This window comes from Castellaniella denitrificans, from assembly GCF_042653765.1.
Taxonomy (GTDB): Bacteria; Pseudomonadota; Gammaproteobacteria; order Burkholderiales; family Burkholderiaceae_B; genus Castellaniella; species Castellaniella denitrificans.
Genome location: NZ_JBHSEZ010000001.1, coordinates 514,305 through 539,343, shown reverse-complemented (window position 1 = coordinate 539,343; position 25,039 = coordinate 514,305). Strand labels below are relative to the sequence as shown.

Below are 25,039 nucleotides of genomic sequence, written 5' to 3'. Positions count from 1 at the left end.
GCCGCATGCGGCGGATCAGGTGGGCCAGGTCATCTTGCACCCGGTCTCGGCGACCGAGGGCGCGATGGTCTTGCTGTCGATGACTTCGTCGATCTTGAAGAGGTCGTCCGCGCCGGCGTCGCCTTGCGTCTGCGCATGGCCGGCCCAGAGCGTGCCGATCAGCAGGTGCTGATCGGCCCGGAACGTGGCGGGATGCGGCTGCAGGGCGACTTCCGGCGGCAGCGTGAGGCCGTTGAGCGCACGCGCCATCTTGACGGCGTCCAGGGACTTGGCGGTGTTGGCGGCCAGGGCGCAGGCGTGGATGGCGGTATGCCCGAACCAGGTGCGCGCCGTCGGGACGCGGCCGGTTTTCTTGGTGATGGCGGCGGTGAATTCCTTGACGTGCGGGACGTCGGGCTGGTTCCAGTACCATTCGATGACCCAGTTGCCGATGCGTGCGGTGGGCGGCAGGGCTTCCAGGGTTTCGAGCTCGATGTTGGCCCCGGCGATGTGGAAGCGCTTGTCCAGGCCGAACTGCACGGCCTGCTTGAGCACGTTGGTCTGGTCCTCGCCGTTCTGCAGGATCACGATGACGTCCGGGTTGGCCGCCTGCGCCTTGATCAGGTAGGACGAATATTCGGCCGTGCCCAGGGGGATCAGGTCCGCGCCCAGGTTGCTCGCGCCCAGTTTCTGCAGGTTGACCTTGTAGGCGTCCAGCAGGCCGTGGCCGAAGGCGTAGTCCGGGACCAGGAAATAGAATTTCTTGCCGAAGCGCTTGACCAGGGACGGAGCGATGGCGTTGACCAGCAGCGTCGTGGAAGGGTCGACCTGATAGACGTTCCAGTGGCATTCGGTGCCCGTGATGGGATCGGCGTGCCCGCCCGGATCCATCATGAAGACGCCCTTTTCGTAGGCGACCGCCGACATGGCGATCGTCAGGCCGGAATTCACGTTGCCGACCAGGAAATCGACCTTGTCCTTGTCGATGAGCTTGCGGGCCTTCTGGACGGCGACCCCCGCGTCGCCGCTGGTGGAGTCCTCGACGATCAACTGCGCCGGCCGGCCCAGGATGCCGCCCTTGGCGTTGATTTCCTCGACGGCGAGTTCCATGCCGTGCAGTTCATTGCGGCCGGTGATGGCGTAGGTGCCGGTGAGCGGGTTGTCCACTCCCAGTTTGACCGGCTGGTCGCCCTGAGCCATGATGATCTGGGGATAGGCCAGCCCGGCGATGCCCGCCGCCCCCGCTGCCTTCAGTAGCGTGCGGCGACTGATTGCCCCCGTGCTGCCATGATTGTCGTTCATGCAAATCTCCTCTGGTAACGTCTGGGTGACGTGCGTCGCCTACCGAAGGTGGCGCAGGTGAGATGAAGCTCGAAAACAACTGGTGCTGATGAAACGGATGTCCCTCGCAAATCCATCGCAACGGGGGGCGGATTCAGTTTCACGCTGTGGGGACGCGCTTGTCAATGCGGAATTACGGGCGGTTTTAGTCCTGGATTGTATATATCTAAAGAATTGATCGGACGGGGACGGCGCGGCGGGACTAACATCCTTCCAGCGGTCCGGTGACGAAGCGCCGGACCGCGCCCACGGCAAAAGCGGCGAAAGGAGGCCCCCGGAATGTCGAATCCACTCACCTTGTACACCGACGCGAATTTCATCAGCCCGTACGCGATGTCGGTTTTCGTCGCCCTGGAGGAAAAGGGCGTGCCCTTCGAACTGTCGCCGGTCGATCTCGACCGGGGCGCGCAGCGCGAATCGGGCTACGTCTCCCTGTCCCTGACGGGCAAGGTGCCCATGCTGGTGCATGGGTCGTTCGCCCTGGCCGAGTCGTCCGCGATCACGGAATACATCGACGAAGTCTTTCCCGGCGCCGCGCTCTATCCGTCCGCCGCCCCGCAGCGCGCGCGGGCGCGCCAGATCCAGGCCTGGCTGCGCACCGATCTGATGCCGATCCGGCAGGAGCGTTCGTCGGAAAATCTGTTCCGCCGTCCGCCGCCGCTCGCGCCCCTGTCCGAGGCGGCGCGGCAGGCGGCCGACAAGCTGTTCTCGGTGGCCGATCGCCTGCTGCCCGAGGGGGCCGGCGAACTGTTCGGGGCGTGGAGCATCGCGGATTTCGAGCTGGCGTTCATGCTCAACCGGCTGGCGCTGTGCGGCGACGCCGTGCCCCGGCGGCTGGCGGACTATGCCGACCGCCAGTGGCACCGGCCCTCGGTCCAGCGCTGGGTCGTGCTGCCGCGTCCCGGGCTTTAGGCCCCGGGCTTCAGACCGCCACGGTTTCCAGCACTTCCCGCCAGAGCGCGGGGCGGCCCAGGTAGCGCTGGATGGGGATCTGGTTCCAGGTCCCGCCGTCCTGCGACAGCAGGGTGGGAAAGCCGGCGACGCCGAAGCGTTCCATCAGCTGCCGGGTTTCGTCCACGTGGGCCTGGCAGCGGGCGCCCGACCAGGACTCGAAGCCCGCGCCGAACGCCTCCCCAGGCAGATGGAGGTCGCGCGCGAAGCCGTGCAGCACGTCCGGATCGGCCACGGGCTGGCCTTCCATGTAGTGGCCGTGCTGGATGCGCGCCAGCATGTCTACGCCCCGGCCGGCGATTTCCTCCGCGGCCAGGATGGCGGCGGTCGGCGGCATCGAGTCCAGCCAGACGGTCTCGTCGCGCAGCAGGCCGTCGAAATAGGCGTCGCCGAACGGCTGCCCCGACAGGGCGGCGATGCGGCGGTCGTGGCCCATGACGTGGGCGCGCCAGTCGGCGCTGACGCGGCGGCGCATCGGTCCGGACAGCATGCCGCCGGCGTGCAGTTCGATGCGCACGCCGGGCGTCCGGTGGGCGGCCTGCACCAGCGGAGTGACGGCGTAGCACCAGCCGCACAGGGGGTCGAAGATGTGATGAAGAGTCATTTCGTGGATCAGGCGGATCCCGCGCGCCGCGAGGGGCGGGAGCGGCCGGCGGGTCGAGGGGGATCCGGGTTTCGGCGCTACTGTACGGCACTTGTGCCGTGCGGGAAACTTCGTCATGATCAACACAGTGTTGCGTGAAGCGAGCAGGCCCATGGATCGATTGACGGCAGCCCGGGTTTTCGTCACCATCGCCGAGCGCGGCAGCCTGACGGCCGCCGCCGGCACGCTCGCCATGTCGCGCGCCATGGTGACGCGGTATCTGAACGAAATGGAATCCTGGGTGGGCACGCGCCTGTTCCACCGCAACACCCGGCGCGTCGGCCTGACGGACGCCGGGGCACGCATCCTGGCCCAGAGCCGCGAGCTGCTGTCACTGGCGGAACAATTGCCCGAGCCGCCGGGCGGCGACGCCGGCATGCCGGGCGTGCTGCGCGTCACCTGCTCGCAATCGCTGGCCCAGACGCTGCTGGCGGACGTGGTCGCCCGGTTCCTGGACCGGCACCCGGAATCCGCCATCGACCTGCTGGCGGCCGAGCGCATCGTCGACCTGGTCGAAGAGCGCATCGACCTGTCGATCCGGGTGACCGACACCCTGCCCCAGGGGGTGATCGCCCGGCCGTTGGGCGTCTGCCGCTCGGTGATCTGCGCTTCTCCGGACTATCTGGCGCGCCATGGCACGCCAGCCATCCTGTCGGACCTGATGGGGCACAACTGCCTGTCCTACACGCATTTCGGCCGCAGCCTGTGGCGGTTCACGACTCCCGGCCAGGAACAGGTGGACGTGCCGGTCGCCGGCAACCTCAGCGCCAACGACAGCATGGCCCTGCTGGCGGCGGCCATTGCCGGAGCGGGGATCAGCATGCAGCCGCAGCATGCGGTGACGGGTCCCATCGCGCGCGGCGAACTGGTCGCGCTGCTGCCCGGGTTCGAGCCCCCGTCCCTGGGCGTGCACGCGGTCTATGCTTCCCGCCGGCACCAGACGGCGCTGATGCGGGCCTTCCTGGACTTCGTCGTGGAGCGCTTCTCCCGGTTCTATCGGCGGCCCTGATGCGCGAAGGCCCGGCCACCGCCGCGGTTCGCGCCTTGCCTCTCTTCCCGAATCGCGGCGTCCGCTTTCCGCTCGACGGATTCAGAGGTTCCCGCCGCCGAAACCCTGTTAGAATGCCAGAGGCGGGCCCCTTCGCATGGTTCGGCGGTGAACCTGGTCAGGTCGGGAACGAAGCAGCCACAGCCGCGCGGAACCAGTGCCGAAGTCAGGCTCGCCTTTCCTTTTCCCCCTCCAGGGCGGCCTATGAGCTATCTCGTCTTGGCGCGCAAATGGCGCCCCCGTTCATTCGATACGCTGATTGGCCAGGATCACGTGGTGCGTGCCCTGACCCATGCGCTGTCGTCCGGCCGGCTGCATCATGCCTGGCTGTTCACCGGCACGCGCGGCGTGGGCAAGACCACCTTGTCGCGCATCCTCGCCAAGTCCCTGAATTGCGCCCAGGGCGTCACCGCCACGCCTTGCGGCCACTGCCAGGCCTGCACGGAAATCGACGCCGGCCGCTACGTGGACTACATCGAGCTCGACGCCGCCTCGAACCGGGGCGTCGATGAAATGACCCAGTTGCTGGAACAGGCGGTCTACGCGCCGTCGTCCGGCCGCTTCAAGGTCTACATGATCGACGAAGTCCACATGCTGACCGGGCATGCGTTCAACGCCATGCTCAAGACGCTCGAAGAGCCGCCCGAACACGTCAAGTTCATCCTGGCGACCACCGATCCGCAGAAGATTCCGGTCACGGTGCTGTCGCGCTGCCTGCAGTTCAACCTGAAGCAGATGACGGTGCCCGCCATCGTCGACCACCTCCAGGACATCCTGGCGCAGGAATCCGTGCCGGCCGATCCCCAGGGGCTGCGCCTGATCGCCCAGGCGGCGGCCGGCTCGATGCGCGACGCCCTGTCCCTGACGGACCAGGCCATCTCCTTCTCGGCGGGCAACCTGACCGCGGCCGCCGTGGGCGAGATGCTCGGCACCCTGGACCAGCGGCATCTGCTGGACCTGCTGCGGGCCCTGGCCGCGGCCGACGCGCCCGGCATCCTGGCCGTGGCCGACGATCTGGCGGCGCGCGGCCTGTCGTTCCAGGCGGCGCTGGGAGACCTGGCCGTGCTGCTGTCGCGGGTGGCCATCGCCCAGCGCCTGGGCCATGCCCAGGCCGACGATCCCCTGGCGGAAGACGTCACCGCCCTGGCGGGCGCCCTGACGCCGGACGACGTGCAGCTCTTCTATGCCGTGGCGGTGCACAGCCGCCAGGAACTCGCCCTGGCGCCCGACGAGCAGGCGGGCTTCGTCATGGCCTGCCTGCGCATGCTGGCCCTGCTGCCGGAAGGCCGCGTGCCTCCCGTGACGATGGGCTCGCCGCCGGTGGCCCGGGCGGCCGAGGCGCCCGCGGCGGTGGCGCCGACGGCCGTCGAGGCTGCCGCGCCGGCCTCCTCCATGGCCGCGCCGGCTTCCGCCGTCCAGCCTCGGGCGGCGGCTCCCGCGCCTGTGCCGCCGCCCCCGGCCGACGCCGTCCCCGCCGCCGAGCTCCCCGCGTGGGAGCTCCCGTCCGCGTCCGAACCGGTCCGGGCCGCCGAGGCGCCCGCGCCCTCCGCCCCGGCACCGGCCGCCGGATCCGAAGCGCCGCCGGCCTGGGAGGCCGCGTCGCCCCGGCCGCCGGTGCCGGCGCCCGATCCCGATCCGGCGCCGGACCGCGATCCGATCCCGGATCCCGACCCGGCTCCGCCCGCGCCTCCCGACGAGGCCGCGTCCGCCTCGGACGACTGGACGGACGCCGTGCCCGACGACTTGGCCGAACCCTTCGACGCCGCCGCCTCGCTGGACGACCTGGGCATGGATCCCGGCGCGGCCGGGGCGATCGCCGGATTGTCCGCCGAGCCGCCCGCGCCCCGGACCGAGACACCCGACCCCGGCCGGATGACCGCCCAGGCCTGGCCGGCGGTGGCCGCCGGCCTGCCGGTCGGCGGCGCGGCCCGGGCGCTGGCGCTGAACAGCGAATGGCTGTCCGGCGACGACCACCAGATCCGCCTGCGGGTGGCCATCCATACCTACGCGGACGGCGGCGGCCACGACCGGCTGCGCACGGTCCTGTCCGAGTATTTCGGCCGCGTCCTGCGCCTGGAAGTCGAATACGGCGAGACGGGCGACGATACCGCCCATGCCGTCGACCAGGCCGAACGCGGCCGGCGGCAGCAGGCCGCCGAGCAGGCGGTCGAGCGGGACGAACTGGTCCGCGCGCTGGCGCAGCGCTTTTCCGCCCGCGTGGTGCCGGGCTCGGTCCGCCCGCCCGCAGGTCCGCCTGCGGTATAGTCCCACTCTTCGTTTGAATCCACCGAACACCAGGACACCGCCATGATGAAAGGTCAGATCGCCGGGCTGATGCGCCAGGCCCAGCAGATGCAGGAAAACATGAAGAAGGCCCAGGACGCCCTGGCCGACCTGACGGTCGAGGGCGCCGCGGGCGGCGGCCTGGTCAAGGTGACCATGAGCTGCAAGTACGATGTCAAGCGCGTGGCCATCGATCCGTCGCTGTTCGACGACGATCGCGACATGATCGAGGACCTGGTCGCGGCGGCCTTCAACGACGCCCAGCGCAAGGCCGAGGCCACCGCCCAGGAAAAGATGTCCGCCGTGACGGCCGGCCTGTCCCTGCCGCCGGGCATGAAGCTGCCGTTCTGACAGGGACGGACCCAGATGGCCGCCGGCCTGCCCGAACCGGAACCCCTGCGCGCCCTGATCGACGCCTTGCGGGGGCTGCCCGGCGTGGGCGTGCGCACCGCCCGGCGCATGGCCTATCATCTGCTGCAGCATGATCCGGACGGCGCGTTGCGCCTGGGCGACGCGCTGCGCGACGCGGTCGGCGGGCTGTGCCACTGCGAACGCTGCAACTCCTTCTCCCAGACGCCGGTGTGCGCCACCTGCGAGAATCCCGACCGCGATCCGTCCGTGCTGTGCGTCGTCGAGACGCCGGCCGACCAGAACATGATCGAGGCCAGCCACGGCTACCAGGGCCTGTACTACGTGCTGATGGGCCGGCTGGCGCCGCTCGAAGGCGTGGGTCCGGACCAGGTCCGGTTCGCCCCCCTGCGGGAGCGGGTCCGGGACGGGCGGGTCCGCGAGGTCATCCTGGCCACCAACTTCACCGCCGAGGGTGAGACCACGGCCTATTACCTGGCCGAGATGCTGCGCGAATGCGGCGTCAAGGTCACCCGGCTGGCGCGCGGCGTGCCCAGCGGCAGCGAACTGGAATACGTCGACGCCGGCACGATCGCCTGGGCCCTGATGGAACGCCGGCCCGGCTGATTGGCCGCCTCCGCCCGCCGCAATCCCGTTTCCGGCGCGCGGTCCGATGGGCCCGGCTCCTCTCACTGCGCTATCATCGAAACTTCAAACGCAGCATGACCACCAGGGAGACAAGCCATCATGTCGATTTCACGTCGTGAACTGCTCAAGACCGCCGGCGCCGCGGGGCTGCTGGGCGCGGTGCCCGGACTGTCCTTCGCGCAGGACGCGGCCAGCGCCCCCGAAAAGAAGGCCGTGACCATCGCCGTGGGCGGCCAGCCGCTGATCTACTACCTGCCGCTGTCGGTGGCGCACCTGAAGGGCTACTTCAAGGACGAGGGCCTGGACGTCACCATCGCCGATTTCGCGGGCGGATCCAAGGCCCTGCAGGCCGTGGTGGGCGGCAGTGCCGACGTGGTGTCCGGCGCCTTCGAGCACACCATCAACCTGCAGGCCAAGGGCCAGTTCTACCGCTGCTTCGCCCTGCAGGGCCGGGCGCCCATGATCGTGCTGGGCGTCTCGAAGAAGACCCTGGCCGGCTACCAGTCGCCCGCCGACCTGAAGGGCAAGAAGATCGGTGTCACGGCGCCGGGCTCCTCGACCAACATGATGGCCAGCTTCTTCCTGGCGCAGCACGGGCTCAAGCCCACCGACGTATCCTTCATCGGCGTGGGAGCGGGCGCCGGGGCGGTCACGGCCCTGCGGTCCGGCCAGATCGACGCCATCGCCAACCTGGACCCGGTGATCAGCACCCTGGTCAAGGAAGACGCCCTCCGCATCATCGCCGACACCCGCACCCTGGAAGACGCGCAGAAGATCTTCGGCGGCAACATGCCGTCGGGCTGCCTGTACACGGCCCAGGCTTTCATCGACGCCCATCCGAACACCACCCAGGCGCTGGCCAACGCCATGGTGCGGGCCGACAAGTGGATCCAGGCCTCGTCCGTCGACGACATCGCCAGGCTGGTGCCCGAGTCCTACCTGCTGGGCGACCCGGACCTGTACAAGCTCGCGCTCAAGGGCAACCGCGAGGCGCTGTCGCCCGACGGCCTGGTGCCGGAAGACGGCCCGCAGACAGCCCTCAACGCCCTGGCCGAGTTCGTGCCGAATTTCGACCGCACGGCCATCGACATCTCCCGCATCTGGACCAACCAGTTCGCCGCCAAGGCCAACCAGAAATATCCCCATGCCTGAGCGCGCGAGCCAGCCCGGCGGCGGGGCGGACCATCCGGCCCTGCTGCTGGACCAGGTCACCTGCACCTTCGCCTCGCCCGGCGGCGTGCCGTATACGGCCATGCGCGCCGCCACCCTCGCGGTGGCGCCCGGCGAGTTCGTCTCGGTCGTGGGGCCCACGGGCTGCGGCAAGTCGACCCTGCTGAACATGGCGGCCGGGCTGCTGCGCCCCACGTCCGGCCAGGTCCGGGTGTTCGGCCAGGCGCTGCGCGGCGTCAACGCGCGGGCGGGCTACATGTTCCAGGGCGAGGCCCTGATGCCCTGGCGCAGCGCCCAGGCCAACGTCGCCGCGGGGCTGGAATTTGCCGGGGTGCCCGCCGCCGAGACCGCCGAGCGCAGCCGCGAATGGCTGCGCCGGGTCGGGCTGGGCGGCTTCGAGAACCGCTATCCGCACCAGATGTCGGGCGGCATGCGCAAGCGCGTCATGCTGGCCCAGACCCTGATCCGCGATCCCGACATCATCCTGATGGACGAACCGTTTTCGGCGCTCGACGTCCAGACCCGCCAGTTGATGGAAAACGAGGTCCTGGACCTGTGGATGGCCCGGCGCAAGGCCGTGCTGTTCATCACCCACGACCTGGACGAGGCCATCGCCATGAGCGATCGCGTGGTGGTGCTGTCGGCCGGTCCCGAGACCCGCCCGATCGGGGAATTCGTCATCGACATCCCGCGTCCGCGCGACGTGGCCGAAGTCCGCATGCAGCCGCGCTTCGTCGAACTGCACCAGGCCATCTGGGCGGTGCTGCGCGACGAAGTCCTGAAGGGCTATGAGCGGCAGCGGCGCGCCTGATCCCATGGCCGGCCCGCCAACCCCCTCCGACCCGAGCCATCCACCGGAGCGCTTGCAACGATGAAATCCGACCTGCCCAAACCCGTGCTGCGCGTGCTGCAGCTGGCATTGCTGGCCGCCATCCTGCTGGTCTGGCATTGGGCTTCGCTGAACCGCAACGTGGCGTTCTTCTTCGGCCGTCCGCTGGACGTGGCCCAGGTCGTCTGGGCCTGGTTCGTCACCGACGCCGGAATCTACCGCCATCTGTGGATCACCCTGTCCGAGACCGTGCTGGCCTTCGTCATCGGAACCATCGGCGGCCTGGGCTTCGGCCTGTGGCTGGGCCTGTCGCGCGGCGCCAGCGCCCTGCTCGAACCCTACGTCACGGCGGCCAATTCCATGCCGCGCGTCATCCTGGCGCCGATCTTCGGCATGTGGTTCGGCCTGGGCATCTGGTCCAAGGTCGCCCTGGCCGTGACGCTGGTGTTCTTCATCGTCTTCTTCAACGTCTACCGGGGCGTGCGCGAGGTCAGCCCGACCTTGCTGGACAATGCCCGCATGCTGGGCGCCGGCCGCCGCCAGCTGCTGCGCCACGTCTACATCCCCTCGGCCACCAGCTGGGTGTTCTCCAGCCTGCACACGTCCGTGGGCCTGGCCTTCGTCGGGGCGGTGGTGGGCGAATACCTGGGCTCGGCGGCCGGGGTCGGCTACCTGATCCTGCAGGCCGAGGGCACCCTGGACGTGAACACCGTGTTCGCCGGCATCGTCGTGCTGACGGTGTTCGCCCTGCTGCTGGACGGGATCGTGTCGCTGGTGGAACGCCGCCTGCTGGTCTGGCAGCCCGGGCCCGGGGAGTCGGGCAAGACCTGAATGCCGCCGCGCAGGCGGCTGGCGGGGCCGCCCGGACGTCTCAGGTCCCGGCCTGGCTGACCAGCGCGTCCAGCTTGAGCGCGTCGGCCGTGAAGATCCGGATGCCCTCGGCCAGCTTTTCCGTCGCCATGGCGTCTTCGTTCAGGTTCGTGCGGAAGGCGACTTCGTTGCTGGCGATCCATTCCGGCGCGTCCGTCTTGGCGGCGGCCGCCGACAGGCCCGGTTCCAGGGGCTCGTCCGACGCCGCCAGCTCGCCCAGCAGGGCGGGGCTGATCGTCAGCAGGTCGCAGCCCGCCAGCGCGCGGATCTGGCCGATGTTGCGGAAACTGGCTCCCATCACCTGGGTGGGAATGTCGTAGGCCTTGAAATAGCGGTAGATGCGCGCCACGGACCGCACGCCCGGATCGTTGGCCCCGGCGTTCGCGGCTTCGTCCCAATCGGCGCCGGCCGCCTTCTTGTGCCAGTCGTAGATGCGGCCCACGAAAGGCGAGATCAGCGTCACCTTCGCCTGGGCGCAGGCGATCGCCTGGGTCAGGGAGAACAGCAGCGTCAGGTTGCAGCGGATGCCTTCGGCCTCCAGCGCGCGGGCGGCCTGGATGCCTTCCCAGGTCGAGGCCAGCTTGATCAGCACGCGCTCGCGCGGGATGCCGCCGGCTTCGTACAGGGCGATGATCTGCCGGGCGCGCTCGATGCTGGCCTGGGCGTCGAAGGACAGCCGGGCGTCGACCTCGGTCGAGACGCGGCCGGGCACGATGGACAGGATCTCGTGGCCGAAGGCCGTCAGCAGGCGATCGACCTGCTCCGCCAGCGGGGCGTTCGGGTGGTCGCGCAGCACCCGGTCCAGCAGGGGACGGTAGGCCGCCTGGCCCACGGCCTTGAGGATCAGCGAGGGGTTGGTGGTCGCGTCGGTCGGCTGGTAGGCCCGCATGGTTTCGAAATCCCCCGTGTCGGCCACGACGGTCGTCAGCGCGCGCAGGGCGTCGAGTTGATTGCTCATGAGGGCGATGATTCCAGTGAAAGCAGGGTTGTGAAAACCCTACTGTAGACCATTTCCCGGCGGGGCCGGGCGCGGCGGCGGGCGTTCGCCGGGAGGGGCGCCCCGGCGCGCCGGATGCGGCGCATGGAGAGCGGTACCCGCCCCGCTGTATAATGGGAAGGTTTGAATATCGACTTTTAGGATCCCCTGAATCAGCGCGGGGATTCTTCTTAACCGGGGTTCCATTTTGCTGCCGTCAATCTTTCCCGAGGGGTCCGCAGGACTCGCACCAGCAATTCTCGCCTTGGCTGACGGTACCGTATTCAGGGGCGTTTCGATCGGCGCCGACGGGACCAGCGTGGCCGAAATCGTCTTCAATACCGCCATGACCGGCTACCAGGAGATCCTCACCGATCCCAGCTACAGCGGCCAGATCGTCACCCTGACCTATCCCCACATCGGTAACACCGGTGTCAACCCCGAGGACGTCGAGTCCAACCGGGTGCACGCCGCCGGCCTGGTGGTGCGCGACTGTCCGGCGCTGATGTCCAACTTCCGGGCCACCCAGTCGCTGCCCGACTACCTGAAGTCCCAGGGCATCGTGGCGATCTCGGGCGTGGACACCCGCAAGCTGACCCGCATCCTGCGCGAACGCGGCGCCCAGGGCGCCTGCATCCTGGTGGGCGAGGACGCCGACCGCGCCGTCGAACTGGCGCGCGGCTTCGGCGGCATGGAAGGCCAGGACCTGGCGGTCGAAGTCTCCACGAAGCAGCCCGGCGCCTGGGTGCAGGGCACCTGGCACCTGGGGCGCGGCTACAGCCGCCGGGACCAGGGGCAGTACCACGTCGTCGCCTACGACTACGGCATCAAGTCCAACATCCTGCGCCTGCTGGCCGACCGCGACTGCCGCATCACCCTGGTGCCGGCCCTCACGCCCGTGGCCGACGTCCTGGCGCAGGCGCCCGACGGGGTCTTCCTGTCCAACGGCCCCGGCGACCCGGCGGCCTGCGACTACGCCGCCGAGACCTGCCGCGCCGTGCTGGACCGCGGCATCCCCCTGTTCGGCATCTGCCTGGGCCAGCAGGTCCTGGGCCTGACGCTGGGCGGGCGCACGATCAAGATGAAGACCGGCCACCACGGCGCCAACCACCCGGTCCAGGACCTGGACACCGGCCGGGTGTTCATCACCAGCCAGAACCACGGCTTCACCGTGGACGGCGACAGCCTGCCGGCCAACGCCCGCGTCACGCACGTGTCGCTGTTCGACGGCACCCTGCAGGGCTTCGAACTGACCGACCGTCCGGCCTTCTGCTTCCAGGGCCACCCCGAAGCCAGTCCCGGCCCGCACGACATCCTGGTGCTGTTCGACAAATTCATCGACCTGATGGCGCAGCACAAAGCCCGGTCGTCCAAATAAAAAGAGCCCGCCTCCCATGCCCAAGCGTTCAGACATCAAAAGTATCCTCATCATCGGGGCCGGCCCGATCATCATCGGCCAGGCCTGCGAATTCGACTATTCCGGCGCCCAGGCCTGCAAGGCCCTGAAGGCCGACGGGTTCCGCACCATCCTGGTCAACAGCAATCCGGCCACCATCATGACGGACCCGGAAACGGCCGACGTCACCTACATCGAGCCCATCACCTGGCAGGCCCTGGAAAAGATCATCGAGGTCGAGAAGCCCGACGCCGTCCTGCCCACCATGGGCGGCCAGACGGCGCTGAACTGCGCGCTGGACCTGGACCGCCACGGCGTCCTGGCCAAGCACGGCGTGGAGCTCATCGGCGCCAACGCCCACGCCATCGAGAAGGCCGAGGATCGCCTGAAGTTCAAGGACGCGATGACCTCCATCGGCCTGGAATCGGCCAAGTCCGGCATCGCCCACAGCATGGACGAGGCCTGGGCCGTGCAGAAGCGCATCGCCTCGGAACTGGGCACGTCCGGCTTTCCGGCGGTCATCCGCCCCAGCTTCACGCTGGGCGGCACGGGCGGGGGCATCGCCTACAACGCCGAGGAATTCGAGACCATCTGCCGCCGCGGCCTGGAGGCCTCGCCGACCAGCGAACTGCTGATCGAGGAATCCCTGCTGGGCTGGAAGGAATTCGAGATGGAGGTCGTGCGCGACAGCGCCGACAATTGCATCATCGTGTGCGCCATCGAGAACTTGGATCCCATGGGCGTGCACACCGGCGACTCGATCACCGTCGCGCCCGCGCAGACGCTGACCGACAAGGAATACCAGATCATGCGCGACGCGTCGATCGCGGTGCTGCGCGAGATCGGCGTGGACACGGGCGGCTCGAACGTCCAGTTCGCGGTCAACCCGGCCAACGGCCGCATGATCGTCATCGAGATGAACCCGCGCGTGTCGCGTTCGTCCGCGCTGGCGTCCAAGGCCACGGGCTTCCCCATCGCGAAGGTCGCGGCCCGCCTGGCCGTGGGCTACACCCTGGACGAACTGCGCAACGAGATCACCGGCGGCGCGACGCCGGCCTCGTTCGAGCCGACCATCGACTACGTGGTCACCAAGGTGCCGCGCTTCGCCTTCGAGAAATTCCCCCAGGCCGATTCGCGCCTGACGACCCAGATGAAGGCCGTGGGCGAGGTCATGGCCATCGGCCGCACCTTCCAGGAATCCTTCCAGAAGGCCCTGCGCGGCCTGGAAGTCGGCGTAGACGGCCTGAACCAGAAGACCACCGACCGCGAGCGCCTGCAGGTCGAGCTGGGCGAGCCCGGTCCGGAACGCATCTGGTACGTGGGTGACGCCTTCGCCCAGGGCTTCTCCCTGGAAGAGGTCCACAACCTGACCAAGATCGACCCCTGGTTCCTGGCGCAGATCAAGGAAATCGTCGACATCGAACTGGCGCTCGAACAGCGCACCCTGTCCGAACTGGACGACGGCACCATGCGCGAACTGAAGCGGCGCGGCTTCTCCGACCGGCGCCTGGCGTTCCTGCTGGACACCACCGAGGCCGAGGTCCGCAAGCTGCGCCACCAGATGAACGTGCGCCCGGTGTACAAGCGCGTCGACACCTGCGCGGCCGAATTCGCCACCACGACGGCCTACATGTATTCGACCTACGAGGACGAGGACGAGGCCGCGCCGACCGACCGCAAGAAGATCGTCGTCCTGGGCGGCGGGCCCAACCGCATCGGCCAGGGCATCGAATTCGACTACTGCTGCGTGCACGCGGCCCTGGCCCTGCGCGAGGACGGCTTCGAGACCATCATGGTCAACTGCAACCCCGAAACCGTCTCCACCGACTACGACACCTCCGACCGCCTGTACTTCGAGCCGCTGACGCTCGAGGACGTGCTGGAGATCGTCCACAAGGAAAACCCGGCCGGCGTCATCGTCCAGTACGGCGGCCAGACCCCGCTGAAGCTGGCCCGCGCCCTGGAGGCCAACGGCGTGCCCATCATCGGCACCAGCCCCGACTCCATCGACGTGGCCGAGGACCGCGAACGCTTCCAGAAGCTGCTGACCAAGCTGGGCCTGCGCCAGCCGGCCAACCGCACCGCCCGCACCGAAAGCGAGGCCCTGGCCCTGGCGGGCGAGATCGGCTATCCCCTGGTGGTACGCCCCAGCTACGTGCTGGGCGGGCGCGCCATGGAAATCGTGCACGAGCCCCAGGACCTGGAACGCTACATGCGCGAAGCGGTCAAGGTCAGCAACGATTCCCCGGTGCTGCTGGACCACTTCCTGAACAACGCCACGGAAGTCGACGTGGACTGCCTGGCCGACGGCGAGCAGGTCATCATCGGCGGCGTGATGGAACACATCGAGCAGGCCGGCGTGCACTCGGGCGATTCCGCCTGCAGCCTGCCGCCGTATTCGCTCTCGCCCGAAATCGTCGCCGAGATCGAGCGCCAGACGGCCCTGATGGCCCGCGCCCTGAACGTCAAGGGCCTGATGAACGTGCAGTTCGCCATCCAGGACGGCGACGTCTACGTGCTGGAAGTCAATCCGCGCGCCTCGCGCACCGTGCCCTACGTGTCCAAGGCCACCGGCCGCCAGCTGGCCAAGATCGCCGCGCGCGTGATGGCCGGCCGTTCCCTGGCCGCCCAGGGTGTCGCCTCGATCCCGGCGCCGGCGCGCTATTGCGTCAAGGAAGCCGTGTTTCCCTTCGTCAAGTTCCCCGGCGTGGACACCATCCTGGGACCTGAAATGAAGTCCACGGGCGAAGTCATGGGCGTGGGCGATTCCTTCGGCGAGGCCTTCGTCAAGTCCCAGATCGCCGCGGGCGCCTGGCTGCCGGAATCCGGCCGCGTGTTCATCAGCGTGCGCGACCAGGACAAGACGCGCGCGGTGGAAGTCGCGCGCGGCCTGGCCGCGCTGGGCTTCCAGCTGATCGCCACGCGTGGCACGGCCGCCGTGATCGAGGCCGCCGGCCTGGCGGTCCAGGTCGTCAACAAGGTCACCGAGGGCCGCCCGAACATCGTCGACATGATCAAGAACGGCGAGATCGCCATGGTCATCAACACGGTCGAGGAACGCCGCAACGCCATCGCCGATTCGCGCGCCATCCGCACGCAGTCGCTGGCCAACCGGGTGACCTTCTTCACCACCATCGCGGGCGCGCGCGCCGCCGTCGAAGGCCTGCAGTACCTGCGCCACGGCGGCGGGTTGAAGGTCTACTCGCTGCAGGCCATGCACGCCGCGACCGCGGCCTGAGGCCCGCGTGGCGGGAGATCGTTCCGGTTCCGCCCGCCCGGCCGCCCCGGTGCCCGGGGCGGCGCCTCCCGCCGGACATCCTGAACGCGTGTTCATCACGGGCGCCAGCAGCGGCATCGGCGCCGCCCTGGCGCGCCGGTACGCGGCGCGCGGCGCGGTGCTTGGGCTGGTCGGCCGCCGGCGCGACGCCTTGCAGGCCCTGTGCGACGGCCTGCCGGGCCAGGGGCACCGGATCTACGCGCTGGACGTGCGCGACCGGGCGGCGCTGCACGCGGCGGCGCGCGATTTCCTGGCGCACGGCCCGGTGGACCTCGCGATCGCCAGCGCCGGGATCAGCGCCGGCACCCTGACCGACGCGCCCGAGGATCACGCGGTCTTCGAAGCCATCCTCGACACCAACGTCCTAGCCATGGTGGCGACCTTCGAGCCCTTCGTCGCGCCGATGCGCGCGCGGGGCCGGGGCACGCTGGTGGGCATCGGCAGCGTGGCGGGGGTGCGCGGCCTGCCGGGCGCGGGCGCCTACAGCGCCTCGAAGGCGGCCGTGCGCGCGTACTGCGAAAGCCTGCGGGTCGAACTGCGCGGCACCGGCGTGCGCGTCGTGACGCTGGCGCCGGGCTTCATCGCCACGCCCATGACGGCGCGCAATCCCTATCGCATGCCCTTCCTGATGCCCGTCGAACGCTTCGCCGGGCAGGCCGTGCGGGCGATCGACGACGGCGTGTCCTACCGCGTCATCCCCCGGCCCATGGCCTGGGTGGCGCGGCTGCTGCGCCTGGTGCCCGACGTCCTGTACGACCGGGTCGCCGCCCGGCGCAAGCGCAAGCCGCGAATGGGCGAACGCCCATAAAATCGGGCCATGACACAGAAACCGAACACGCGGCAGGCGCCCGTCTCGCGCGACACGGACCGCTCCCAGGCGGCGATCCTGAAAGCCGCCCGCGACGAATTCACCGAACACGGATTCGCGGGAGGGCGGGTGGACCGCATCGCGGTGCGCGCGGGCGTGAACAAGCGCCTGATCTACTATTACTTCGGCAACAAGGACGAGCTCTTCCTCTCCGTCCTGGAACACACTTACGCCGACATTCGCCAGGCCGAGCAGGGCCTGCATCTCGATGCGCTCGAACCGGTCGAGGCCCTGCGCACGCTCGTGCGCTTCACGTGGCGCTACTTCCTGGATCATCCGGAATTCCTCTCCCTGCTGGCCAGCGAGAACCTCTCGCGCGCCAGCCACCTGAAGCAATCGGGCAAGATCCGCGAGATGCATTCGCCACTGGTGCAACTGCTCGACCGGCTGCTCGAGCGCGGCCGGGCCCAGGGCCTGTTCCGCGCCGGGATCGACCCCGTCCAGCTCTATATCTCCATCGCTTCCCTCGGCTTTTTCTACCTGGCCAACAACCACACCCTGTCGGTGATCTTCGGGCGCGACCTGCGCGCGGCCGAAGCCCTCGACGAGCGCCTGGCCCACATGACGGATCTGGTCGTCGGCTACGCGTCCAGCCCGACGGACGCCGGCCGGGCGCGGCAGAAAACCTCCTAGGGATATTCCTAAGCCGCCTCGTCATTGACACCTCAATCAGGCCGTGTCCATAATTCACCAATCAGTGAATTATGAAAAACATGCGAGTGCGGCCTGCCGGAATCCCGGCGCGCGGCACCGCGGGAGACCCGGATGTTGCGCAAGCTGATTCTGTCCCCGGCCCTGCGGCCATTCCTGCTGGTGCTGTTCCTGCTGGCGCTCTGGGACCTGACCATCCGGTTCTTCGGCATTCCCGCGTATCTCATCCCGCCGCCCGGCAAGGTCATGGTCCAGCTCGTCCAGCAGTGGCCCATGCTGCTGTCCGAAAGCTGGTTCACGACCCAGGCGACCGTCTGGGGCTTTTTGCTGTCCATCGTGGTCGGCGTGCCCATCGCCATGGTGATTGCCTATTCCAGGGTGGTGGAATCCTACGTCTACCCCCTGCTGGTGTTTTCGCAGAGCGTGCCCAAGGTGGCGATCGCGCCGCTGTTCGTCGTGTGGTTCGGCTTCGGCATCCTGCCCAAGGTCATCACGGCCTTCCTGCTGGGCTTCTTCCCGGTCGTGGTGTCCACCGTCATGGGCTTCAAGTCGGTCGAATCCGACATGCTCGACCTGGCGCGCTCCATGGGGGCGAGCCGCCTGCAGACCTTTCTCAAGATCAGCCTGCCCGCGGCGCTGCCCGCGATGTTCAGCGGCCTGAAGGTCTCGGTCACGCTGGCCGTCGTCGGCGCGGTGGTTGGCGAGTTCGTCGGCTCGAACTCCGGCATCGGCTACGTCCTGCAAGTGGCCAACGGCAATTTCGACCTGCCGCTGATGTTTGCGGGCCTGGTACTGCTTTCGATCATCGGCGTGCTGCTGTTCGCGGTCGTGGATCTGATCGAGCGCATGATGATTCCCTGGCATGCCTCGCAGCGCTAGGGGATTCTTTTCGGACCGCCAAGGGCGGGTTGGACGACAAGGGGCCGGCAGCGCCCGAAGGAGACATGCATGATTCGCGACTTGCTCAAAGCGGGGCTGGGCCTGGCCCTGGCCGCCACGATGCTCGGTGCCGCGCCCGTCCGGGCGCAGGACAAGCCCAAGGATGACGTGACGCTGATGCTGAACTGGTATCTGTACAGCGAGCACGCGCCCTTCTTCCTGGGCAAGAAGCTCGGCTACTACGCCGAGGAAGGCATCAACCTGGACATCCAGGAAGGCCGGGGTTCGGCCGTGACCGCACAGGCGGTCGCCGCCAGGTCCGTGAATTTCGGCTACATCGACGTCACCACCATGATCAAGGCGGCGGCCAAGGGCGCGCCGCTGATCTCCACCGGTGTCCTGTTCCAGCTCAACCCGATGTCGGTCATGGGCTTCGAGGAAAAGGGCATCAAGACCCCGCAGCAGATCATCGGCAAGACGGTCGCGGTGACGCCGGGCGACTCGATGTCGCAGATGTGGCCGATCTTTCTCAAGGCCAACAAGATCGATCCCGCTCAGATCAAGATCGTCTCGGGCGATGCCCAGACCAAGCTCAACGCGGTCATGACGGGGCGCGCCGACATGCTGCTGGGCTACGTCATGGACCAGGCCATCAAGCTGCAGGACGCCACCGGCAAGCCGGTCCATCCGATCCGCTTCGCTGATTCCGGCGTCAACCAGATCAGCTCGGGCATCATCGTCAACAAGGACTGGCTCGCCGAGCACCCCGACCTGGCGCGTCGTTTCATGCGCGCCTCCACGCGCGCCGTCGAGGCGGCGGAAAAGGACCCGCAGGCCGCCGTGGACGCCATGCTGGAAGCCAAGCCCAAGGCCGGCGTGTCCGAGACGCTGCTGGTCGGCCTGAAGCGCAGCATCGAGCTCTACCACACCCCGGAAACGAAGAACGAGCGGCCGTTCCGCGTCGCCATGGACAACGTGGACAAGTCCCTGGACATGCTGGTGGAGTATGGCGGGGTCGATCCCGCGCACCGCGGCAAGCCGGGCGACTACGTGACCCTGGACTATCTCCCCAAGAACTGAAGCCGCCCCGGACCCGCCATGCCTGACGACATCCTGATCGAAGCCTCCGGCGTCACCAAGGTCTACCAGACCCGCGATGGCGCCGTCGAATCCCTCAAGCCGCTGGACTTCAGCATCCGCGCGGGCGAGTTCGTATCCGTCGTCGGACCCTCGGGCTGCGGCAAGAGCACCTTGCTGAAGATGGTCGCGGGCCTGCTGCCCATCACGGAGGGCAGGCTGTCCCTGGCGGGACAGCCCGTCGCCGGACCGCGCAAGGACGTGGGGATCGTCTTCCAGAGCGCGGTCCTGCTGGCCTGGCGCAACGTGCTGGACAACATCCTGCTGCAGGCCGAGATGCGGCACATGCCGATGGGGCCGGCACGCGCACGCGCGCTGGAACTCATCGGCATGGCCGGCCTGTCGGGCTTCGAGCGCAAGTATCCCTGGCAGCTCTCGGGCGGCATGCAGCAGCGCGCTTCGATCTGCCGGGCGTTGCTGCACGATCCGGCGCTGCTCCTGATGGACGAGCCCTTCGGCGCGCTCGACGCCATGACGCGCGAGAAAATGAACCTCGAACTGCAGCGGATCTGGGCCGAATCCCGCAAGACGGTCCTCCTGATCACGCACAGCATCCCCGAGGCGATCTTTCTGTCGGACCGGGTCATCGTCATGAGCGAACGCCCCGGCTCCATCGCGGCGATCTACGACATCGACCTGCCGCGCATGCGTTCGCTGGACGTCATGGGCTCTCCCGAGTTCGCGAAGTACGCCAGGCGGATCCGCGCGCACTTCTATTCCGAAGGCATATTGGATCACTGAGGCCCGATCCGGGCGCGAGACATGCACGCCATCCGTTTTGTGATCGAGGACATCGGCTTCGCCGAGCGCGATGTCACCCTTCGGCTGCCTTTCAGATTCGGCGGCGCCACCGTGAACGCCTGTCCGCAGGCCTACGCCAGGGCGCGCATCCGCCTGGAAGACGGTCGGACGGCGACAGGCTGCGCGGCTGAAATGATGATCCCCAAATGGTTCGACAAGCGCCCGGAACTGACCCAGGCGCGCAATTTCGAGCAATTGCGCGAGGCCCTGTTCCTGGCCCGCGAGGCCTATCGGTCGGACGCCCGGCCGGACACCGCCTGGGGGCATGCCGCCCGTCATTACCGCGCCGTTCATGAAGCGGCGGCGCGGCGCGGCCTGCCGCCCCTGGTGGCGTCCTACGGTCCCGCCCTGGTGGACCGGGCAGTGTTCGACGCGGTCTGCCATGCGCTGGGGATGGGCTTCGCCGCGGCGCTGTCGGCCAACGCAGCGGGCATGCGCCTGGCGGGCACCGGCCTGGCCGACGATCTGCTGGATTTCGACCTGGACGCCTTCCTGTCCGCCCACCCCGCGTCCCTGGCCGGCCGGCGGATCGCGGCGCGGCACACGGTCGGGCTGGCCGATGCGCTGGTCGAACCGCCGCCCGGCGCGCCGGACGACGGCCTGCCCGTCAGCCTGGCGCAGGCCGTCGCCCGCTACGGCCATCGCCACTTCAAGCTCAAGCTCGCGGGCGACGCGCGGGCGGATGCGCGCCGCCTGGCGGAGATCGTTCCGGTGATCCTCGACGTCATGACGGTGGTGACGCTCGACGGCAATGAACAGTACCGCGATGCGGCGCATCTGGCCGAATTCCTCGATCGCCTGGAGCGGGATCCCGCGCTGGCGCCCCTGCGGGCGCGCCTGGCCTTCATCGAGCAGCCTCTGGCGCGCGCGCAGGCGCTGGACACGGACGTCTCGGCCCTGAGCCCGCGCGTGCCCCTGCTGATCGACGAGTCGGATGCGACGATCGATGCGTTTCCCCGCGCACGGGCGGCGGGCTACACCGGCGTGTCCAGCAAGAGCTGCAAGGGCTTCTACAAGTCCGTGCTCAACGCGGCGCGCTGCGCGGCCTGGTCGCGCGACACCGGCCGGACCTATTTCCTGTCGGGCGAGGACCTGACGATGCAGGCGGGGCTGGGCGTCCAGCAGGATCTGGCGCTGGCGGGCTGGCTGGGGCTGGCCCATGTGGAACGCAACGGCCATCACTACGTCAATGGCCTGGCGGCTGCGCCGCAGGCCGAACAGCGAGGTTTCCTGCAGGGGTTTCCGACGCTCTACGAGCATTCCGACGGCGCCGTCCGCCTGCGCATCGAGGATGGCGGGATCGATCTGAGCGGTCTTGACTGCGCCGGTTTCGCGACCGGCACGGCCGACGGCCACGTTTCCTGGGACGCGATGCGTTCCGTTTATTGAATCTGAACGAAAAGGACTTCCATGAGCACGCAACGTCTTGGAATCATCATGCATGGCGTCACGGGACGCATGGGCATGAACCAGCACCTGATCCGCTCGATCGTGGCGATCCGCCAGCAGGGCGGGGTGGCCCTGGCCAACGGCGACCGGGTGATGCCCGATCCGATCCTGGTGGGGCGCAACCTGGACAAGGTCCGGGCCCTGGCCCGGGCGCACGGAATCGAGCGCTGCACCGACGATCTGGACGCGGCGCTCGCCAATCCGGACGACACGGTGTTCTTCGACGCCGGCACCACGCAGATGCGGCCGGACCTGCTGGCGCGCGCCATCGCCGCCGGCAAGCACATCTACTGCGAAAAGCCCATCGCCACCGGCCTGGACGAGGCCCTGCGGGTCTGCCGCCTGGCGCAGGACGCCGGCATCAAGCACGGCGTGGTGCAGGACAAGCTGTTCCTGCCGGGCCTGCGCAAGCTCGACATGCTGCGTCGTTCGGGCTTTTTCGGCCGCATGCTGTCGGTGCGCATCGAGTTCGGCTACTGGGTCTTCGAAGGCGATCTGCAGCCCATCCAGCGCCCCTCCTGGAACTACCGCAAGGAGGACGGCGGCGGCATGATCCTCGACATGGTCTGCCATTGGCGCTACGTGCTGGACAATCTCTTCGGCGAGGTCCAGTCCGTGTCCTGCCTGGGCGCCACGCACATCCCCGAGCGCCTGGACGAGCAGGGCAAAACCTACGAAGCCACCGCGGACGACGCCGCCTACGCCACCTTCGAGCTCAAGGGACACAATGGCGAGCCGGTCATCGCGCAGGTCAACAGTTCGTGGACCACGCGCGTGCGCCGCGACGACCTGGTGACCTTCCACGTGGATGGCACGCACGGGTCCGCCGTCGCGGGCCTGACCGAGTGCGTGGTCCAGCCCCGGGTTTCCACGCCGCGCCCGGTCTGGAATCCGGACGAAAAGCAGAAGATGCCCTTCATGGAGCAGTGGCAGACGGTGCCCGATACCGAGTCCTGCGACAACGGCTTCAAGATCCAGTGGGAACATTTCATCCGCCACGTTGTGGCCGATGAGCCCTTCCGCTGGACGCTGGAAGAGGGCGCCAAGGGCGTGCAACTGGTCGAGACGGCGCTGCAGAGCTGGCGGGAACGCCGCTGGGTCGACGTGCCGGCGCTGTTCCCGAAGCGTTGAGGAGGCGGGGTCATGAGCGGTCGCATCCTGTTGCCCACGCCGTCCGGCGGGCTTGAACCCTATGTCCTGCGCGGCGAGCCCGCGCCCCGGCCGGCCGGCGGCGCGGCCTTCAACCGCATCGCCTATTCGGCGGCGCACGTGGTGGCCGACCCGCTGGCCGCCGTGGATCCCTGGATCGATTGCGCCATCGACTGGGAAGCCACGATCGGCTATCGCCGCCACTTGTGGTCCCTGGGCCTGGGGGTGGCCGAGGCCATGGACACCGCGCAGCGCGGCATGGGCCTGGACTGGGCGACTTCGCTCGAGCTGATCCGGCGCTCGCTGGACGCGGCGCGCGACGTGCCCGGCGCCCGGGTGGCCTCGGGCTGCGGGACGGACCACCTGGCGCCGGAGGCGGCGCGCACGGTGGACGACGTGGTCGCGGCCTACGAGGAACAGGCCGCGGCGATCGAGGCCCTGGGCGGCCGGCTGATCCTGATGGCCAGCCGCGCCCTGGTGCGCGTGGCGCGCGGGCCGGACGACTATGCCCGAGTCTACGGCCGCATCCTGGAACAGGTGCGCGAGCCGGTCATCCTGCATTGGCTGGGCGACATGTTCGACCCGCAGCTGCGGGGCTACTGGGGCGACGAGGACCTCTCTCGCGCCATGGACACCGCCCTGGGCGTCATCGCCGCCCATGCGGACAAGGTGGACGGAATCAAGATCTCGCTGCTGGACAAGGACCGCGAGATCGAAATGCGCCGCCGCCTGCCAGCGGGCGTGCGCATGTACACCGGCGACGATTTCAACTATGCCGAGCTGATCGCGGGCGACGGCGCGGGCGAGCTGCCCGCGCACGGGCACAGCGACGCGCTGCTGGGGATCTTCGACGCCATCGCGCCGGCGGCCAGTGCCGCGCTGGCCGCGCTGGGCGCCGGCGACGCCGCGCGCTTCCACGAAATCCTGGCGCCGACCGTGCCGCTGTCGCGCCACATCTTCGCCGCGCCCACGCGCTTCTACAAGACGGGCGTGGTCTGCATGGCCTGGCTCAACGGCCACCAGGACCATTTCTCGATGGTGGGCGGGCAGCAGAGCGCGCGTTCCGTGCAGCACGTGGCCGAACTGTTCCGCCTGGCCGACCAGGCCGGCGTGCTCGAACGGCCGGATCTGGCTGTCGCGCGCCTGTCGCAATGGCTGGCCGTGCACGGCGTCCATCAGGACTGAGGAGCGCGGCATGCGGGATTTTTCAAATGACCATGAGGCCCTGTCCCTGAACACCGCCACGGTGCGCAAGCAGTGGCGGCTGGACACGATCATCGACGAGTGCGCCCGGCGCGGCATCCGGGCGATCTCGCCCTGGCGCGACCAGGTGGCCGCCGTCGGGCTGGACGCCATCGCCCGCCGGTTGCGGGACACCGGCACGCGCCTGTCGGGCTATTGCCGGGGCGGCTTCTTTCCGGCGGCCGACGCCGGCGGCCTGGCCGCTGCGCTGGAAGACAACCGGTGCGCCGTGGACGAGGCGAAGACGCTGGACGCGCCCTGCCTGGTCCTGGTGGTGGGCTCGCTGCCGGGCGCCTTGCAGGGGGCGCCGGCCTACACGGACATCGCGCGGGCGCGCGGCGAGGTGCGCGACGGCATCGCCGCCACATTGGAATACGCCCGCACGGTCGGCATGCCGCTGGCGATCGAACCCCTGCATCCCATGCAGGCCGCCGAACGCGCCTGCGTCAACACGCTGGAGCAGGCGTTGGACCTGTGCGACGAACTGGACCCGGGCCGATCCGGCATGCTGGGCGTGGCCGTCGACGTCTACCACGTCTGGTGGGACCCGAAGCTGCATCAGCAGATCCGGCGCGCGGGCGCCGGACGCCTGCTGGCCTACCACGTCTGCGACTGGCTGGCGCCGACGCGCGACCTCCTGAACGATCGCGGCATGATGGGCGACGGAGTGATCGAGCTCAAGGCCATCCGCCGCGAGATGGAGGCGGCCGGCTACGCCGGCCTGTGCGAGGTCGAGATCTTCTCCGAGGACTGGTGGAGCCGTCCCGGCGGAGACGTCCTGGACACCTGCATCCAGCGGCACCGTTCGGTGGTGTAGCGGCATCGCATGGCGCGGCCCCTGGGCCGCCCCGACGCCAGCCGCGCCATCCGCGCGACCTGGTGGGCCACCAGGTCCTGCAGTACGCCTACGCGCGCGGCGGCTCGACCTGGCATTTCCGCCATCCCGGGCAGGGCGAATTTCCCCGGGTCGTGCCGATCCTGCCGCGGATCAACAATGCCGACGCCTTGATGCCGGCCCGCGTCCAGGCCCTGATCGAATACCTGGCCGCGTCCTTCGTCAGGGAGCCCTGGGCGCTGGACGCCGAGCCGCGCGCCTGACCGGGA

General features: G+C 68.9%; 23 protein-coding genes and 1 other RNA gene. 21 read left to right on the top strand and 3 right to left on the bottom strand.

All coding sequences use genetic code 11. The annotated features are described in order from the left end of the window. Positions 1-15: 15 nt before the first annotated feature. Positions 16-1,281, bottom strand: a complete 1,266-nt coding sequence (locus tag ACFO27_RS02575) for an ABC transporter substrate-binding protein (protein WP_323024439.1) — start codon at positions 1,279-1,281, stop codon at positions 16-18. Between the two features lie 318 nt (positions 1,282-1,599). Between ACFO27_RS02575 and yfcF the strand changes: the two genes are divergently transcribed. Next, a complete protein-coding gene (yfcF, locus tag ACFO27_RS02570) occupies positions 1,600-2,232 on the top strand; it encodes a glutathione transferase (protein WP_376815865.1) in 633 nt (210 codons plus the stop codon). A gap of 10 nt (positions 2,233-2,242) precedes the next feature. Here the strand turns inward: yfcF and ACFO27_RS02565 are convergent, their stop codons facing one another. Then, entirely contained in the window at positions 2,243-2,875 is a 633-nt protein-coding gene (locus ACFO27_RS02565; RefSeq protein ID WP_376815864.1) for a DsbA family protein, read from the bottom strand. 151 nt (positions 2,876-3,026) lie between these two features. Between ACFO27_RS02565 and ACFO27_RS02560 the strand changes: the two genes are divergently transcribed. The 8 genes from ACFO27_RS02560 (at position 3,027) to ACFO27_RS02525 (ending at position 10,071) form a co-directional block, all read left to right on the top strand. Then, on the top strand, positions 3,027-3,923 hold the full coding sequence (locus tag ACFO27_RS02560) for a LysR family transcriptional regulator (RefSeq protein ID WP_376815863.1): 897 nt from the start codon (positions 3,027-3,029) through the stop codon (positions 3,921-3,923). 121 nt (positions 3,924-4,044) lie between these two features. Beyond that, positions 4,045-4,142, top strand: an RNA gene (gene ffs / locus ACFO27_RS02555) — signal recognition particle sRNA small type. Between the two features lie 24 nt (positions 4,143-4,166). Then, complete coding sequence (locus ACFO27_RS02550; protein ID WP_376815862.1) at positions 4,167-6,227, top strand: DNA polymerase III subunit gamma/tau; 2,061 nt, start codon at positions 4,167-4,169, stop codon at positions 6,225-6,227. 42 nt (positions 6,228-6,269) lie between these two features. Further along, positions 6,270-6,596 (top strand): YbaB/EbfC family nucleoid-associated protein, encoded by a 327-nt coding sequence (locus ACFO27_RS02545; RefSeq protein ID WP_323024443.1) that lies wholly within the window; start codon positions 6,270-6,272, stop codon positions 6,594-6,596. 15 nt (positions 6,597-6,611) lie between these two features. Continuing rightward, a complete protein-coding gene (gene recR, locus ACFO27_RS02540) occupies positions 6,612-7,220 on the top strand; it encodes a recombination mediator RecR (RefSeq protein ID WP_323024444.1) in 609 nt (202 codons plus the stop codon). 120 nt (positions 7,221-7,340) lie between these two features. After that, a complete protein-coding gene (locus ACFO27_RS02535; RefSeq protein WP_376815861.1) occupies positions 7,341-8,393 on the top strand; it encodes an ABC transporter substrate-binding protein in 1,053 nt (350 codons plus the stop codon). Beyond that, entirely contained in the window at positions 8,386-9,222 is an 837-nt protein-coding gene (locus ACFO27_RS02530) for an ABC transporter ATP-binding protein (RefSeq protein WP_323024446.1), read from the top strand. The genes ACFO27_RS02535 and ACFO27_RS02530 overlap by 8 nt, the downstream gene beginning before the upstream one ends. Positions 9,223-9,282: 60 nt before the next feature. Beyond that, positions 9,283-10,071, top strand: a complete 789-nt coding sequence (locus ACFO27_RS02525; protein ID WP_376815860.1) for an ABC transporter permease — start codon at positions 9,283-9,285, stop codon at positions 10,069-10,071. 40 nt (positions 10,072-10,111) lie between these two features. Here the strand turns inward: ACFO27_RS02525 and tal are convergent, their stop codons facing one another. After that, on the bottom strand, positions 10,112-11,068 hold the full coding sequence (tal, locus tag ACFO27_RS02520) for a transaldolase (RefSeq protein WP_376815859.1): 957 nt from the start codon (positions 11,066-11,068) through the stop codon (positions 10,112-10,114). Positions 11,069-11,294: 226 nt separating this feature from the next. Here tal and carA point away from each other — a divergent pair, with 226 nt between their 5' ends. The 12 genes from carA to ACFO27_RS02460 all read left to right on the top strand — a co-directional run bounded on the left by carA (position 11,295) and on the right by ACFO27_RS02460 (position 25,033). Beyond that, positions 11,295-12,464 carry a glutamine-hydrolyzing carbamoyl-phosphate synthase small subunit gene (gene carA, locus ACFO27_RS02515; protein WP_376815858.1) on the top strand — a complete coding sequence of 390 codons (1,170 nt, stop codon included), beginning with the start codon at positions 11,295-11,297 and terminating at the stop codon, positions 12,462-12,464. 16 nt (positions 12,465-12,480) lie between these two features. After that, positions 12,481-15,720: a carbamoyl-phosphate synthase large subunit gene (gene carB, locus ACFO27_RS02510; protein WP_376815857.1), complete on the top strand. Its 3,240-nt coding sequence runs from the start codon at positions 12,481-12,483 to the stop codon at positions 15,718-15,720. A gap of 88 nt (positions 15,721-15,808) precedes the next feature. Further along, on the top strand, positions 15,809-16,567 hold the full coding sequence (locus ACFO27_RS02505) for an SDR family oxidoreductase (RefSeq protein ID WP_376815856.1): 759 nt from the start codon (positions 15,809-15,811) through the stop codon (positions 16,565-16,567). A 9-nt stretch (positions 16,568-16,576) separates the two neighbouring features. Then, positions 16,577-17,260 carry a TetR/AcrR family transcriptional regulator gene (locus tag ACFO27_RS02500; protein WP_376815855.1) on the top strand — a complete coding sequence of 228 codons (684 nt, stop codon included), beginning with the start codon at positions 16,577-16,579 and terminating at the stop codon, positions 17,258-17,260. Between the two features lie 132 nt (positions 17,261-17,392). Next, positions 17,393-18,157 (top strand): ABC transporter permease, encoded by a 765-nt coding sequence (locus ACFO27_RS02495; protein WP_376815854.1) that lies wholly within the window; start codon positions 17,393-17,395, stop codon positions 18,155-18,157. Positions 18,158-18,226: 69 nt separating this feature from the next. Further along, positions 18,227-19,237: an ABC transporter substrate-binding protein gene (locus tag ACFO27_RS02490; RefSeq protein ID WP_376815853.1), complete on the top strand. Its 1,011-nt coding sequence runs from the start codon at positions 18,227-18,229 to the stop codon at positions 19,235-19,237. Positions 19,238-19,255: 18 nt separating this feature from the next. Then, positions 19,256-20,035, top strand: coding sequence for an ABC transporter ATP-binding protein (locus tag ACFO27_RS02485; RefSeq protein ID WP_376815852.1), 780 nt, complete (start codon positions 19,256-19,258; stop codon positions 20,033-20,035). A gap of 21 nt (positions 20,036-20,056) precedes the next feature. Next, the gene (locus ACFO27_RS02480; protein ID WP_376815851.1) at positions 20,057-21,484 is read left to right on the top strand and encodes an enolase C-terminal domain-like protein; all 1,428 of its coding nucleotides are present in this window, start codon (positions 20,057-20,059) and stop codon (positions 21,482-21,484) included. Positions 21,485-21,505: 21 nt separating this feature from the next. Further along, positions 21,506-22,675, top strand: a complete 1,170-nt coding sequence (locus tag ACFO27_RS02475; RefSeq protein ID WP_376815850.1) for a Gfo/Idh/MocA family protein — start codon at positions 21,506-21,508, stop codon at positions 22,673-22,675. Between the two features lie 12 nt (positions 22,676-22,687). Further along, a complete protein-coding gene (locus tag ACFO27_RS02470; protein ID WP_376815849.1) occupies positions 22,688-23,878 on the top strand; it encodes a dihydrodipicolinate synthase family protein in 1,191 nt (396 codons plus the stop codon). Between the two features lie 10 nt (positions 23,879-23,888). Beyond that, complete coding sequence (locus ACFO27_RS02465; protein ID WP_376815848.1) at positions 23,889-24,752, top strand: sugar phosphate isomerase/epimerase family protein; 864 nt, start codon at positions 23,889-23,891, stop codon at positions 24,750-24,752. Positions 24,753-24,814: 62 nt separating this feature from the next. After that, the gene (locus ACFO27_RS02460) at positions 24,815-25,033 is read left to right on the top strand and encodes a type 2 periplasmic-binding domain-containing protein (RefSeq protein ID WP_376815847.1); all 219 of its coding nucleotides are present in this window, start codon (positions 24,815-24,817) and stop codon (positions 25,031-25,033) included. The last annotated feature ends 6 nt before the right edge of the window (positions 25,034-25,039 follow it).

Excerpts from the sequence above, each read along its gene's own strand:
- ACFO27_RS02530 (WP_323024446.1), top strand. The coding sequence starts at position 8,386 with ATGCCTGAGCGCGCGAGCCAGCCCGGCGGCGGGGCGGACCATCCGGCC.
- recR (WP_323024444.1), top strand. The coding sequence starts at position 6,612 with ATGGCCGCCGGCCTGCCCGAACCGGAACCCCTGCGCGCCCTGATCGAC.
- ACFO27_RS02475 (WP_376815850.1), top strand. The coding sequence starts at position 21,506 with ATGAGCACGCAACGTCTTGGAATCATCATGCATGGCGTCACGGGACGC.
- ACFO27_RS02575 (WP_323024439.1), bottom strand. The coding sequence starts at position 1,281 with ATGAACGACAATCATGGCAGCACGGGGGCAATCAGTCGCCGCACGCTA.
- ACFO27_RS02535 (WP_376815861.1), top strand. The coding sequence starts at position 7,341 with ATGTCGATTTCACGTCGTGAACTGCTCAAGACCGCCGGCGCCGCGGGG.
- carB (WP_376815857.1), top strand. The coding sequence starts at position 12,481 with ATGCCCAAGCGTTCAGACATCAAAAGTATCCTCATCATCGGGGCCGGC.
- ACFO27_RS02545 (WP_323024443.1), top strand. The coding sequence starts at position 6,270 with ATGATGAAAGGTCAGATCGCCGGGCTGATGCGCCAGGCCCAGCAGATG.
- ACFO27_RS02560 (WP_376815863.1), top strand. The coding sequence starts at position 3,027 with ATGGATCGATTGACGGCAGCCCGGGTTTTCGTCACCATCGCCGAGCGC.
- ACFO27_RS02565 (WP_376815864.1), bottom strand. The coding sequence starts at position 2,875 with ATGACTCTTCATCACATCTTCGACCCCCTGTGCGGCTGGTGCTACGCC.
- ACFO27_RS02495 (WP_376815854.1), top strand. The coding sequence starts at position 17,393 with ATGTTGCGCAAGCTGATTCTGTCCCCGGCCCTGCGGCCATTCCTGCTG.
- ACFO27_RS02490 (WP_376815853.1), top strand. The coding sequence starts at position 18,227 with ATGATTCGCGACTTGCTCAAAGCGGGGCTGGGCCTGGCCCTGGCCGCC.
- ACFO27_RS02485 (WP_376815852.1), top strand. The coding sequence starts at position 19,256 with ATGCCTGACGACATCCTGATCGAAGCCTCCGGCGTCACCAAGGTCTAC.
- ACFO27_RS02500 (WP_376815855.1), top strand. The coding sequence starts at position 16,577 with ATGACACAGAAACCGAACACGCGGCAGGCGCCCGTCTCGCGCGACACG.
- ACFO27_RS02480 (WP_376815851.1), top strand. The coding sequence starts at position 20,057 with ATGCACGCCATCCGTTTTGTGATCGAGGACATCGGCTTCGCCGAGCGC.
- tal (WP_376815859.1), bottom strand. The coding sequence starts at position 11,068 with ATGAGCAATCAACTCGACGCCCTGCGCGCGCTGACGACCGTCGTGGCC.
- ACFO27_RS02470 (WP_376815849.1), top strand. The coding sequence starts at position 22,688 with ATGAGCGGTCGCATCCTGTTGCCCACGCCGTCCGGCGGGCTTGAACCC.
- ACFO27_RS02550 (WP_376815862.1), top strand. The coding sequence starts at position 4,167 with ATGAGCTATCTCGTCTTGGCGCGCAAATGGCGCCCCCGTTCATTCGAT.
- yfcF (WP_376815865.1), top strand. The coding sequence starts at position 1,600 with ATGTCGAATCCACTCACCTTGTACACCGACGCGAATTTCATCAGCCCG.
- ACFO27_RS02525 (WP_376815860.1), top strand. The coding sequence starts at position 9,283 with ATGAAATCCGACCTGCCCAAACCCGTGCTGCGCGTGCTGCAGCTGGCA.
- ACFO27_RS02465 (WP_376815848.1), top strand. The coding sequence starts at position 23,889 with ATGCGGGATTTTTCAAATGACCATGAGGCCCTGTCCCTGAACACCGCC.